General features: G+C 70.1%; 9 protein-coding genes. 4 read left to right on the top strand and 5 right to left on the bottom strand.

Annotated features, from left to right (window positions below; translation table 11 throughout):
• Nucleotides 1-19 precede the first annotated feature (19 nt).
• From bchL to bchF, 5 genes are read right to left on the bottom strand one after another with little or no spacing between them, the layout of a single operon-like run.
• Nucleotides 20-967: a ferredoxin:protochlorophyllide reductase (ATP-dependent) iron-sulfur ATP-binding protein gene (bchL, locus tag AC1DJH_RS25275; protein ID WP_478187587.1), complete on the bottom strand. Its 948-nt coding sequence runs from the start codon at nucleotides 965-967 to the stop codon at nucleotides 20-22.
• Nucleotides 964-4,773: a magnesium chelatase subunit H gene (locus AC1DJH_RS25280; protein WP_478187588.1), complete on the bottom strand. Its 3,810-nt coding sequence runs from the start codon at nucleotides 4,771-4,773 to the stop codon at nucleotides 964-966. The genes bchL and AC1DJH_RS25280 overlap by 4 nt, the downstream gene beginning before the upstream one ends.
• Nucleotides 4,745-6,319: a ferredoxin:protochlorophyllide reductase (ATP-dependent) subunit B gene (gene bchB / locus AC1DJH_RS25285; RefSeq protein WP_478187589.1), complete on the bottom strand. Its 1,575-nt coding sequence runs from the start codon at nucleotides 6,317-6,319 to the stop codon at nucleotides 4,745-4,747. Before bchB ends, AC1DJH_RS25280 begins: the two co-directional genes overlap by 29 nt.
• A 28-nt stretch (nucleotides 6,320-6,347) precedes the next feature.
• Complete coding sequence (locus AC1DJH_RS25290) at nucleotides 6,348-7,649, bottom strand: ferredoxin:protochlorophyllide reductase (ATP-dependent) subunit N (protein ID WP_478187590.1); 1,302 nt, start codon at nucleotides 7,647-7,649, stop codon at nucleotides 6,348-6,350.
• Complete coding sequence (gene bchF, locus AC1DJH_RS25295; RefSeq protein ID WP_478187591.1) at nucleotides 7,646-8,203, bottom strand: 2-vinyl bacteriochlorophyllide hydratase; 558 nt, start codon at nucleotides 8,201-8,203, stop codon at nucleotides 7,646-7,648. Before bchF ends, AC1DJH_RS25290 begins: the two co-directional genes overlap by 4 nt.
• Nucleotides 8,204-8,694: 491 nt before the next feature.
• Here bchF and AC1DJH_RS25300 point away from each other — a divergent pair, with 491 nt between their 5' ends.
• The 4 genes from AC1DJH_RS25300 to AC1DJH_RS25315 all read left to right on the top strand — a co-directional run bounded on the left by AC1DJH_RS25300 (nucleotide 8,695) and on the right by AC1DJH_RS25315 (nucleotide 13,281).
• Complete coding sequence (locus tag AC1DJH_RS25300) at nucleotides 8,695-9,492, top strand: cobalamin B12-binding domain-containing protein (RefSeq protein ID WP_478187592.1); 798 nt, start codon at nucleotides 8,695-8,697, stop codon at nucleotides 9,490-9,492.
• Between the two features lie 60 nt (nucleotides 9,493-9,552).
• The gene (gene ppsR / locus AC1DJH_RS25305; protein WP_472123620.1) at nucleotides 9,553-10,992 is read left to right on the top strand and encodes a transcriptional regulator PpsR; all 1,440 of its coding nucleotides are present in this window, start codon (nucleotides 9,553-9,555) and stop codon (nucleotides 10,990-10,992) included.
• A gap of 64 nt (nucleotides 10,993-11,056) precedes the next feature.
• Nucleotides 11,057-11,941 (top strand): chlorophyll synthase ChlG, encoded by an 885-nt coding sequence (gene chlG / locus AC1DJH_RS25310; RefSeq protein WP_472123623.1) that lies wholly within the window; start codon nucleotides 11,057-11,059, stop codon nucleotides 11,939-11,941.
• The gene (locus AC1DJH_RS25315) at nucleotides 11,938-13,281 is read left to right on the top strand and encodes a BCD family MFS transporter (protein WP_478187593.1); all 1,344 of its coding nucleotides are present in this window, start codon (nucleotides 11,938-11,940) and stop codon (nucleotides 13,279-13,281) included. Before chlG ends, AC1DJH_RS25315 begins: the two co-directional genes overlap by 4 nt.
• Nucleotides 13,282-13,283: the final 2 nt, after the last annotated feature.

A 13,283-nucleotide genomic window follows, 5' to 3' on the forward strand; every position in this document is an offset into this window, starting at 1 on the left:
GTGTCCTTTCCTTCGCGCTTCAGTCGAAGCCCAGCAGGTCGAAGATGTCGCGGTCCTTCATGGGCACCGCGTTGAGGGGCTCCGAGCCCAGCCAGAGCGCGGCGGCCAGCCGCATGTATTCGTTCTGAACCGCCTCCAGCTCGGGCGAATGCTCCATCTCGAACAGCGTGGATTTCTTCAGCCGGCTGCGTCGGATCACGTCCAGGTCGGGAAAGTGCGCCATCAGCCGCAGGCCGATCTGCGCGTTGAACTTGTCGATCTGGTCGGTGTCCTTGCTGCGGTTGGCGATCACGCCGCCCAGCCGCACGTTGTAGTTCTTGGCCTTGGCGCCGATGGCCTGCACGATGCGGTTCATCGCGAAGATCGAATCGAAGTCGTTGGCCGTCACGATGAGCGCGCGGTCGGCATGCTGCAGCGGCGCGGCAAAGCCGCCGCAGACCACGTCGCCCAGCACGTCGAAGATGACCACGTCGGTCTCGTCCAGCAGGTGGTGCTCCTTGAGCAGCTTGACGGTCTGCCCCACCACGTAGCCGCCGCAGCCGGTGCCCGCGGGCGGCCCGCCGGCCTCCACGCACATCACGCCGTTGTAGCCGGGAAAGACGAAGTCCTCCACGCGCAGTTCCTCGGGGTGGAAGTCGACCGACTCGAGCACGTCGATGACAGTGGGCATGAGCTTCTTGGTGAGCGTGAAGGTGGAGTCGTGCTTGGGGTCGCAGCCGATCTGCAGCACCCGCTTGCCCAGGCGCGAGAACGCCACCGACAGGTTGCTGGAAGTGGTGCTCTTGCCGATGCCACCCTTGCCGTAGATCGCGAAGACCTTGGCGTTGCCGATCTTCAGGTCCGGATCCAGCTGCACCTGCACGCTGCCCTCGCCGTCGCTGCGGGCTGACTTCGACGGCGACGACGGCGGCTGCGGACGCGGCCCCGGCTTCTTGATGTCGGGGAAAGGCACGGTCACGGTGTTCATGCGGGGCTTCCTTCGTAGACACCTTCGAGCCGGTCCTCGAGTTCCTCGCCCGCGCGCCGCAGCGCCTCGAGCATGGTGTCGTCCGGTTTCCAGAAATGCCGCTCCGACGCTTCCAGCAGACGGCTGGCGACGCGGGCCGACGCGGTCGGGTTGAGTTCGGCGATGCGCGAGCGCATCGCGGGATCGAGCAAGAAGGTCTCGCTCAACTGCTGGTACACCCAGGGCTGGACCTGGCTGGTGGTGGCCGACCAGCCCATGGTGTTGGTCACGTGCACCTCCAGCTGCCGCACGCCCTCGTAGCCGTGCTTGAGCATGCCTTCGTACCACTTGGGGTTGAGCATGCGGGTGCGGGTCTCCAGCGCGACCTGCTCGCTCAGCGTGCGCACCGTGCCGCTGCCGCCGTCCTGCGTCTGGTCGCCGATGTAGACCGGCGCCATCGCGGCATCGGCGCCCTTGGCGCGCTTGATCGCGCGGCTGATGCCGCCCAGCGTGTCGAAGTAGGTGTCGATGGTGGTCACGCCCAGCTCGACCGAATCCAGGTTCTGGTAGGCCAGCTCCACGCCCGACAGCACGCTGCGCAGCAGCTGCGCCTGCTGCACCGGCCGGCCGGCCCGGCCGTAGGCGAAGCCCTTGCGGCGGCTGTAGGTCTCGGCGATCTCGTCGGCGTCGTCCCAGCGGCGGTTGTCGATCAGGCTGTTCACGTTGGCACCGTAGGCGCCCTCGGCATTGCCGAAGACGCGCAGCGACGCGGTCTCCAGGTCGCCGCCGTGCTCGGCCTGGTAGGCCAGCGCGTGCTTGCGGATGAAGTTCTGCGCCGGCGGTTCGTCCGCGCCCGCGGCCAGGAAGGCGACTTCGGCCAGCAGCTTGATCTGCAGGGGCAGCAGGTCGCGGAAGATGCCCGACAGCGTGATCACCACGTCCACGCGCGGGCGCCCGAGCTCTTGCAGCGTCATCAGCTCGCCGCCGGCCAGCCGGCCGTAGCCGTCGAAGCGCGGGCGTGCGCCCATGAGCGCGAGCGCCTGGCCGATCGGTGCGCCCTCGGTCTTCAGGTTGTCGGTGCCCCAGAGCACGAGCGCGATCGATTCCGGAAAGGCGTGGCCGTCCGCCATGTGCCGCTCGAGCAGGCGCGCCGCCTGGCGCGCGCCGTCCTGCACCGCATAGCTGCTGGGGATGCGGAAGGGGTCGAAGCCGTGCAGGTTGCGCCCGGTCGGCAGGATCGACGGGGTGCGCAGCAGGTCGCCGCCGGCCGCCGGGCGCAGGAACCGGCCGTCGAGCGCGCGCAGGATGCCGTCGAGCTCGTGGTCGGTGGCCAGCAGCGGGTCGAGCGCGGCGAGCTCTTGCAGCACGGGCAGCATGTCGGGTCCGCCCTGGGCCTCGGCTTGGCAGCCGGCGAGCGCCTGCTCGGGTGTGCGGCCCGCGACGATCGCCTCGACGACGGCGCGCGGCGGCCGCATGCCGTGCGAAGCTTCGGCCAGCGACATCAGCAGGTCGGTGCGCTCGGCCGGGTTCGGCGCCTCGCCCACCACATGCAGGCCGCAGGGAATGAGCGTGTACTCCAGCTCCAGCACCGCCGCGTTGAGCGCGACGATGCGCGCCGGCGTGTCCTCGCCCCAGGGCGGCTCGGCCGCGGCCAGTTCGAGCACGGCCGCGTTCGACTGGATCATGCGGGCCAGCTCCTCGCCTTCGCCCTCGCTGCTTTCCAGCCCGCGAAAGCGTTCCAGCATGTTCTTGAGTTCGACCAGGCCCTTGTAAAGGCCGGCAGCGGCGACCGGCGGCGTGAGGTAGCTGATCAGCGTGGCGGCCGCGCGGCGCTTGGCGATGGTGCCCTCGGAGGGGTTGTTCGAGGCGTACAGGTAGAAGTTGGGCAGGTCGCCGATCAGCCGGTCGGGCCAGCAGCGTGCCGACATGCCGTTCTGCTTGCCCGGCATGAATTCGAGCGCGCCGTGGGTGCCGAAGTGCAGCACCGCATGCGCGCCGAAATCCTCGCGCAGCCATCGGTAGAAGGCAGAGAAGGCATGCGTCGGCGCAAAGCCCTTCTCGAACAGGAGCCGCATCGGGTCGCCCTCGTAGCCGAAGGCAGGCTGGATGCCGACGAACAGGTTGCCGAAGCGCTCGCCCAGCACGAAGATGCCGCCGCCGTCGCTTTGCTGCTTGCCGGGCGCCGGGCCCCACTGGGCCTCGATTTCCTGCAGGTGCCTTTCGCGCCGCACATGGTCGTCCGCAGCGATGCGCACATGGACGTTGGCCATGGCCCCGAAGCGCGCGGCGTTGCCCTCGATCACCCGCTGGCGCAGTTCGTCGACGCTGGCCGGCAGCGCGACCTGGTAGCCGGCGTCGCGCATGGCCCGCATGGTGTTGAAGAGCGACTCGAACACCGACAGGAAGGCGGCCGTGCCGGTGTTGCCGGCGTTGGGCGGAAAGTTGAAGACCACCGCCGCCACCTTGCGCTCGGCGCGCTCCGCGCGGCGCAGGTCGACCAGCTTGCCCACGCGCGCAGCGAGCATGTCCGCGCGTTCGATGCAGCTGTGCATGTCGTGCACGCCGGTCTCGTTGCGGAAGGTGCAGGCGTGGGCGCAGCCGGTGCAGGCGATCTGCGCCGCGCTGCCGCGCCCGCCGAAGACCATCGAGCCGGTGGCGCCGTCGAGCTCCGGAATGGCGACCATCATGGTCGCCTCCACCGGCAGCAGGCCGCGCGGCGATTCGCCCCACTGGTCCAGCGACTGGAACTCCACCGGCGTGACCGCCAGGTAGGGCACGTCGAGCGAGGCCAGGATGTCCTCGGCCGCGCGCGCGTCGTTGTATGCCGGGCCGCCGACCAGCGAGAAACCGGTGAGCGAGACCAGCGCGTCGATGGTGCTGCGGCCCTCGGGGCGGAAGAAGGCGTCGATGGCCGGGCGCGAATCGAGCCCGGTGGCAAAGGCCGGAATCACGCGCAGGCCGCGGGCCTCCAGCGCGGTGATCACGCCGTCGTAATGGTCGGTATTGCCGGCCAGCAGGTAGGAGCGCATGAGCAGCAGTCCCACCGTGCCGCGCTGGCCGCTGCGCGCCACGCGCGGCAGCGCCTCGACGCTGCAGTCCAGGCGCTGCTTCATGCCCGGGTGGTAGACGCCGACCTCGGGGTAGTCCACCGGCTCGTGCGTCTTGGCGATGCCGCGCATGGCGCGGCGCGGGCCTTCGGCGTAGCGGTCCACCAGAAAATGGACCATGTTCGCGATGTTCGCCTCCGAGCCGGCGAGCCAGTACTGCAGTGTGAGGAAGTAGGCCCGCACGTCCTGCGCGGTGCCCGGAATGAAGCGAAGGATCTTGGGCAGCCGGCGCAGCGTCTTCATCTGCCGCGCGCCGGCCGTGGTGCGGCTGGCGGCGTCGGCGCCGTCGGCCGGCTTGCCGCGCAGCCGCTTGAGGAAGGCCAGTGCGCCGGTCTCGGGGGCCGACATGTCGAACCTGCCCATGCGCGTGAGCTTGGTCACCTCCGAAGCCGACATGGCGCAGACCATGGCGTCGCAGCTGTCGCGCCGCGCCTGCAGCGCGGGCAGCACCGGCAGGAAGTGCTCCTCCATGAAAAGCATGGTCGCCACCACGATGTCGCCCTGCGCGATGTCGGCCTTGCAGCGTGCGAGGGCGTCGGGCCGGTCGCCCCATTCGGCCGCGGCATGCACGCTGAGCCGCAGCGCGGGCAGCGTCTTGCGCAGGCCGCGCCAGGCGCGTTCGGTGGCGCTTGCGAGGTGGCTGTCCATGGTCACGATGACCACGTGCATCGGGACACCGGTCGCGCCGCGTTCACTGGCTGAAATGGGCTTTGGCGTCATAGAGAGTCTCGATGGTGATCAGCGGCACTCCGCGGTCCAGCGCATAGCGCTCGGTGTTCCTGCGCGCCTTGCCGCGCACGAAGAACGGGATCTTGCGCAACTCCTGCTCGGCCTCCGACGCCCAGGCGGCGGCGCGTTCGGCCGCGGCTGCTTGCGGCGCGGCGGCATCGACGGCGGCTGCGGGTGCGGGTGCGACCGTGGCCTGGCCCAGATGCGAAGGCGCGGCATCCTCGTGAAACTCGAAGTCGCCGCGGAACATGCCGATGAGGTGCTCCTCCAGGCCCATCATCAGCGGATGGACCCAGGTGTCGAACAGCACGTTGGCGCCCTCGAAACCCATCTGCGGCGAGTAGCGCGCCGGATAGTCCTGCACATGCACCGGGGCCGAGATCACCGCGCAGGGCACGCCCAGGCGCTTGGCGATGTGGCGCTCCATCTGCGTGCCCAGCACCAGCTCGGGCTGCACCGCCGCGATGGCGGCCTCGATCTCCAGGTAGTCGTCGCTGATCAGCGGCGTCACCTCGTACAGCCGCGCGGCGTCGCGCACCTCGCGGGCGAATTCGCGGCTGTAGGTGCCCAGGCCCACCACGGTGAAGCCCAGCTCGGTGGCGGCCACGCGGGCCGCCGCCACCGCATGCGTGGCATCGCCGAAGATGAAGACGCGCTTGCCGGTGAGGTAGGTCGCATCGACCGAGCGCGCATACCAGGGCGCGCGCGCGGCGGCGTCGTGCTGCGCCCTGGCCGGATCGATGCCCGCGAACTCGGCGACCTCGGCGATGAAGTCGCGGGTGGCGCCGGTGCCGATGGGCACGGTCTTCGTGCACGGCTGGCCGAAGCTGCGTTGCAGCCACTGGGCCGTGAGGTTGGCGATCTCGGGGTACATCACCACGTTGAAGTCGGCCTCGCCCAGGCGGGCCAGGTCGGCGGCGCCGGCCTGCAGCGGCGCGACCACGTGCACGTCGATGCCCAGGCTGTGCAGCAGGCCGCTGATCTCCTGCACGTCGTCGCGGTGCCTGAAGCCCAGCGCGGTGGCGCCCAGCAGGTTGCAGCACGGGCGCCGATCTGCGGGCCGCGGCGCGCGCGCAGTGCCGGGCGGCGGCACCTGCGGGCCGGCCAGCGCGCGCACCAGCTGATAGAAGGTTTCGCTCGCGCCCCAGTTCTCCTTGCGCTGGTAGGACGGCAGTTCGAGGGCGACCACGGGGATCGGCAGGTTCAGCGCGCGGGCGAGGCCGCCCGGGTCGTCCTGGATGAGTTCGGCCGTGCACGACGCGCCGACCATCATCGCGGCCGGCCTGAAGCGCTCGAAGGCCTCGCGCGCCGCGCGCTGGAACAGCTCGGCGGTGTCGCCGCCCAGGTCGCGGGCCTGGAAGGTGGTGTAGGTGACCGGCGGCCGGCGAGGCAGGCGCTCGATCATCGTGAACAGCAGGTCCGCATAGGTGTCGCCCTGCGGCGCGTGCAGCACGTAGTGCACGTCCTTCATGGCGGTGGCCACGCGCATCGCCCCGACGTGCGGTGGTCCTTCGTAGGTCCAGAGAGTGAGCTGCATGGTCGTGGCGCCTCGTTGTTCTTTTTCTTCAGGCGGCCAACCGCAGCCGCCGCACCAGCGGACGCGTGAACAGCTCGGCCAGGTCGCCCGCCTGCTCGTAGCCCTGCAGCGGCGTGAAGACCAGCTCGATCGACCACTTGGTGGTCAGGCCTTCGGCCTCCAGCGGGTTGGCCAGGCCGAGCCCGCAGACCACGATGTCCGGACGCAATGCGCGGCAGCGTTCCAGCTGGCGGTCGACGTCCTGGCCCTCGGACAGCACGGTGCCGCCGGGCAGCAGCGCAAGCTCCTGCGCCAGGTGCTGGCGGTGCAGGTAGGGCGTGCCGACCTCGGTGAGCGTCATGCCCATTTCGCGCGAGAGGAAGCGTGCGATCGGAATTTCCAGCTGCGAGTCGGGGAAGAAGAAGATGCGCTTGCCGGCCAGCTGCACGCGGTGCCTGGCCAGCGCCTGCGCCGCGCGTTCGCGGGCCGGGCCCGTCACCCGCTCGAAGTCGGCCTGCGCGATGCCGAAGGCCTCGGCGGCGGCGCCCAGCCAGCGCGTGGTGCCTTCCACGCCCAGGGGGAAGGGCGCTTCGATACGGGTGGCGCCGCGCTCTTCGAGGGCGCGGGCGGTATCGGCCAGGAACGGCTGGGCCAGCAAAAAGCGCGTGCCCGGCCCGACCTCGGGCATGGCGTTGGCGCGCCGCGGCGGAAAGAAGCGCGCGGCGATGCCCATCTGCGAGAACAGGCGGGCGAACTGGTCTTCGACCACGTCGGCCAGCGTGCCGACCACCAGCAGTTCGGGCGGCGCCTGCGCGGGGCGTGGCGCCAGCACCGGCACCATCGAGGCCAGGCAGGCATCCTCGCCCTGGGTGAAGGTGGTCTCGATGCCGCTGCCCGAATAGTTGAGCACGCGCACCTGCGGCGAATGCGCCTTGGACAGCCGCGAGGCCGCGCGCGACAGGTCCAGCTTGATCACCTCGGAGGGGCAGGAGCCCACCAGGAACAGCAGCCGGATCTCCGGGCGGCGCGCGAGCAGGCGGGTGACCACGCGGTCGAGTTCGTCGTTGACGTCGGCCAGGCCCGAGAGGTCGCGCTCGTCGATGATCGCGGTGGCGAAGCGGGGCTCGGCAAAGATCATCACGCCCGCGGCCGACTGGATCAGGTGCGCGCAGGTGCGCGAACCCACCACCAGAAAGAAGGCGTCCTGCACCTTGCGGTGCAGCCAGATGATCCCGGTGAGGCCGCAAAACACCTCGCGCTGGCCGCGCTCGCGCAGTACCGGCGCGTCTTCGCAGCCGCCGGCGCGCGGCTGTTCGCGAATCGCGATGACGGCGCTGGCGACGGCGTTCATGCGGCCACCCCGCCGCTGCGCGCAGTGTCGGTCTGCGGTTCCAACGCCTGCCGCGCCATGTCCAGCCGGGCGGCGCGCAGCTTGAGCACGAACTGCGTGGCATTGACCACATAGGCCGCATAGGCCGCGAGCGCCAGGTACATGAGCGGCCGGTCGCCCAGCGCGCCGGTGGCCAGCGCCGCGAGGTACGCGGTGTGCAGGGCCAGCACCAGCATGCTGAACACGTCCTCCCAGTAGAAGGCCGGCGCGAACAGATACTTGCCGAACACCACCTTCTCCCAGATGGAGCCGGTCACCATGATGGCGTAGAGCGCCAGCGTCTTGACCACCACCGAAGTCACCGCGGCCGTGTGGCCCTCGCCGGTCCACAGGTAGCGCAGCACCAGCGCGAGGCTGACCGCGAAGATCAGGAACTGCAACGGGGCCAGCACGCCCTGCACCAGCGTCCAGCCCGACGTATCGCGGCGGCGGCGCTCGTCCGGCGTGTAGAGCGGCCGGCTCGGTGCGCGCACGGCGTCGCGGCTGAGGCCCGTCGGAGATGTCTGGTTGCGCATGCGGCCAATCTAGATCGGCGCGTGCGGTGTGTCAACTAGATTGGACGTAAATAAAAATTGACAGTCGGCCGGCGGCGCGGAATCATCGCGTCGACGACATGCCTGTCAGACAACACGCCGCCATGAAGCATCCCCGCGACATCGCTCCAGCACCCAAGCCCGCCGCCGACCGCGGGGAGGCGCCGCGGGCGAGCAACGTGCTGCCGCTTTTCGGACCGGGGAGCGACCCGGCCCGGCGCCGCAAGCCGCAAGCGGGCGTGCTGGAGCAGACAGTCGACAGCGCGGCTTTCGTGCGTCATGATCCGTCGCCGGAATTGCCGTCAAGAACAACATCGCGAAGAGACAACCCCACCAGGAGACAAGCCATGCCTCGACTGGCTCGACAAGCTCTGGATCTCGATGGTTCGATGCAGCCGCCCGAAGCGGCACCCGATTGGGCATCGGACGCATCACCGCCGCCCTGGAGCCGGGCGCCGAACGACCGGGTCGCCATGAGCGACCGGCAGACGAGGCTCACCCGCACCCTCGAGTTCGACATCATTCCCCGGCTGGTGGACGTGCATCGGGTTCCGGCCCCGTCCAGCCCGCCCGACGAGAGCAGCGGCCACCGGCCCACCGCCCGCGACGTCGAAGAGTTCGTGCAGCTGGTGCTGGCCCGAGAACACCCGCCCGCGCAGGCTTTCGTCGACCTGCTCGGGCAGCGCGGCATGTCGGTCGAAACCATTTATCTCGACCTGCTGGCGCCGGCGGCGCAGCACCTGAACTACCTGTGGACACAGGACCTGTGCGACTTCACGCATGTCACGCTCGGCCTGGCGCGTCTGCAGCAACTGCTGCACGAGCTGAGTCCTTCGCTGAACGGTGCCGACGGCGGCCAGCGGCCCTTTCGCGGCAACGCCCGGCGCGTGCTGCTGCTGCCGGCCTGCGGCGAGCAGCAGACCTTCGGCCTGTCGATGGTGGCCGAGTTCTTCCACCATGCGGGCTGGGAGGTCGACCGCGGCCATGCGCCGCTGGACCACAGCGCCGTGGAGCTGGCCCACGCCGAGTGGTTCGACGTGGTCGGCCTGGCCGCCGGCAGCGAGACGCGGCTGCAGCCGCTGCGCCGCACCATCCTGGACGTGCGTCAGGTTTCGCGCAACAAGGACGTGTGCGTGATGGTGGGTGGTCCGATCTTTGCTGGGCATCCCGAGCGTGTAAAGTTCGTCGGCGCCGATGCATGCGGACTCGACGGGAAAAAGGCCCCCGTCCAGGCCGAACAATTGATCGCATTGCGTCTGCACAGCCATTGACAACCGCGCCTGAACCAGAAGGTCATTCTTGAAGAACGATGCGAGAACTGCTTTTCAGCCATGAAGAGTTTTGCGGCTCACGCCAAGCACCTGGGCGACCTGCCGGCTGGACTGATCGGACAACTGATCGCCGCGTCTTCCGATGTGGTGCTGATCCTCGATGCGGACGGAGTGGTCCGCGATCTCGCGCTGGGCGGCAACAGCCTGGATGACCTGGGCTGCGAGGACTGGATAGGAAAGCCCTGGGTCGACAGCGTCGCCAAGGACTCCCGCGCGAACGCGGAGTGGCTGCTTCGCAATGCCGCGGCTGAAGAGCCCCTCGAATGGCGGCAGCTGACCTGCGAGAACGCCAAGGGCGCGCACCTGCAGCTGAGCAGCACGGCCATCCGGTTGCGCGCCAAGGCGCGCTACCGCGACATCGGCCGCACGGTCGTCTTCGGCCGCGACCTTCGCGGCATGACGGCGCTGCAGCAGGCCGTGGTCGACGCCCAGCAGGAGAACCTGCACGACCACTGGAAGCTGCGCGATGCGCAGTCGCGTTACCGGCAGCTGTTTCAGGCGGTTTCGGATGCGGTGCTCATCGTCGATGCCGCGACGCAGAAGATCGTTGAAGCCAACCCCGCCGCCGTGCAGCTCTTCGGCGACAACGTGCGCCGGCTGGTGGGCGCCACTTTCCCGGCCGGGCTGGACGCGCGCAGCAATGCGGCGGTGCAGTCGATGGTCGCGGCGCTGCGCACGGCGGGCCGGGCCGAGGACGTCCAGGCGCACGTGGCCGACGGCGGCGGCGAAGTCACCGTCTCGGGCTCGGTCTTTCGCCAGGAGAACGGCGTGCTGATGGTGGTGCGTCTCTCGCGCGTGGCCGCCGAGGTGGTCTCGCCCGACCGGACCAATGCCAATGCGGTACTGCTCAAGATCGTGCAGAGCGCGCCCGACTGCATCGTGGTCACGGACATCAACGGACAGGTCATCTCGGCCAACGAGGCCTTCGTCGAGGTGGTGCAGCTGGCCAACGAGGAGCAGGTGCGCGGCGAGTCGCTGGGCCGCTGGATCGGGCGCACCGGCGTCGAGCTCAGCGTGCTCATATCGACCCTGCGCCAGCGCGGGTCGCTGCGGCTCTTTCCCACCAGCCTGCGCTGCGAGCACGGGCTGGTCTCCAACGTCGAAATCTCCGCCACGCTGGTGCGCGACAACGACGAGGCCTACCTGGGCTTCACCATCCGCGACGTGAGCCGCCGCCAGGGCATCGACGCGCGGGCGGCCAAGGAGCTGCCGCACTCGGCCGGGCAGCTGTCCGAGCTGGTCGGCCGCATGCCGATGAAGGACATCGTGGGCGAGACCACCGACCTCATCGAGCAGCTGTGCATCGAGGCAGCGCTCGACCTCACCCGCGACAACCGCGCCGCGGCGGCCGAGATGCTCGGCGTGTCGCGCCAGAGCCTGTATGTGAAGCTGCGGCGCTACGGCCTGGGCGAGCTCTCCCCGGAAAGCGAAAAACAGTAGCCGGACGGCGGCGAGTGTAAATCTCGGTTGACAGTCTGGTGCGTCAGGCGAGACACTTGCTCGCATGCCCCGTCCAGCGCTGTCCGCGGTCACCGAGCTGCTCAAGCCGATCACCTGGTTTCCGCCGATGTGGGCCTTCGCCTGCGGCGTGATCGCCTCCGGAGCGAGCCTCGATGGACGCTGGACCGTCGCAATCATGGGCATCGTGTTGGCCGGCCCGCTGGTGTGCGCGAGCAGCCAGGCGGTCAACGACTGGTTCGACCGGCATGTGGACGCGATCAACGAGCCCCAGCGCCCGATTCCCTCGGGCCGCATGCCGGGCCGCTGGGGCCTGTATGTGGCCATCGGCTGGACGCTGCTGTCGCTGGCGTGGGCGTCGCTGCTCGGCCGATGGGCCTTTGTTGCGGCGGTGGTCGGCCTCGCGCTGGCCTGGGCTTACAGCGCGCCGCCGTTGCGGCTCAAGCAGAACGGCTGGTGGGGCAATGCGGCCTGCGGCCTGTGCTACGAGGGCCTGGCGTGGATCACCGGCGCGGCGGTCATGGCCGGCGGCGCCATGCCCGGCAGCCGCTCGCTGTGGCTGGCCCTGCTGTTCAGCATCGGCGCGCACGGGATCATGACGCTCAACGACTTCAAGGCGATCGAGGGCGACCGGCAGATGGGCGTGCGCTCGCTGCCGGTGCAGCTGGGCGCGCAGCGCGCGGCGCGCGTGGCCTGCTGGTTCATGGCGCTGCCGCAGTGGGCCGTGGTGCTGCTGCTGGTGCACTGGCACCGGCCCGCGCATGCGGTGGTCATCGGGCTGCTTGTCATGCTGCAGCTGGTGCTGATGGACTACTTTTTGCAGGACGTCGGCGCGCGCGCGCGCTGGTACAGCGGTTTCGGCGTGCCGGTCTTCGTGAGCGGCATGATGATCAGCGCCTTCGCGCTTCGCGGCGCCGGGAGCACGCCATGAAAGCAAACTTTGGCTGGCCGGCGATCCTGCGGCTCGGGCTCGTGCAGGCCTGCCTGGGCGCGGTGGTGGTGCTGACCACCTCGACCCTGAACCGCGTGATGGTGGTCGAGCTGGCGCTGCCGGCGTTGCTGCCAGGCGCGCTGGTGGCCATGCACTACCTGGTGCAGGTGCTGCGCCCGCGCATGGGCCACGGCTCGGACAGCGGGCGGCGGCGAACGCCCTGGATCGTGGGCGGCATGGCGATGCTGGCGGCCGGCGGTTTCGGCGCGGCCTGCGCCACGGCATCGATGGCGAGCCATCCGGTCGCGGGGGTCTTCGCCGCGGTGCTGTCCTTCGCGGTGCTGGGCATCGGCGTGAGTGCGGCCGGAACCTCGCTCCTGGTGCTGCTGGCGCAGCGCGTCGAGGCGTCGCAGCGCGCCTCGGCGGCGACCACGGTGTGGCTGATGATGATCGCCGGCTTCGCCGTCACTGCCGGCGTGGCCGGTTCGCTGCTCGATCCTTTCTCGCCAGCGCGGCTGGTGGCGGTCAGCGCGGCGGTGTCGGTCGCGGCCTTCGTGCTGACCTGCGTGGCGATGGCCGGCATCGAAGGCAGGTCGGACAGGTCCGCTCCGGTCGCCGATGCGGCGCGCGCAGCACCCGCCGGCGTCGGGTTTCGCGAGGCGCTGGCCCAGGTCTGGGCGGAGCCCGCGGCGCGCCGCTTCACGCTCTTCGTCTTCATCTCGATGCTTGCCTACAGCGCGCAGGACCTGATCCTGGAGCCTTTCGCGGGCTCGGCGCTGGGCTTCACGCCGGGCGAATCGACGCGCCTGTCGGGCACCCAGCATGCGGGCGTGCTGCTGGGCATGCTGGCGGCCGCGCTGGCCGGCCGCGGGCGCAATGCACGTCGCTTCGGGTCGCTGCGCGCCTGGCAGGTCGGCGGCTGCCTGGTGTCGGCCGTGGCGCTGCTCGGGCTGGTGGCGGCGGGCATCGTCGGCACGGCGTGGCCGTTCAGGGCCAACGTGTTCGTGCTGGGCGTGGCCAACGGTGCGTTCTCCATCGCGGCCATCGCCGCGATGATGTCGCTGGCCGGCGAAGGCCGCGCATCGCGCGAAGGCGTGCGCATGGGCCTGTGGGGCGCGGCGCAGGCGGTGGCCTTCGGGCTCGGAGGCCTGCTGGGCACGGCCGCGAGCGACCTGGCGCGGGTCTTCATCGGCACGCCGGGCCTGGCCTATGCCGCGGTCTTCGCGGCCGAGGCGGTGCTGTTCGTGCTCGCGGCCGGCCTGGCCGGAAAAGTCCAACGCGAGCCCGCCGCCCGGCCCGTGTCCCCGGGTGTGGTCGAGGCGGGCCTGAAAACGAGGTGATG

Source organism: Variovorax sp. 10N412, from assembly GCF_056394985.1.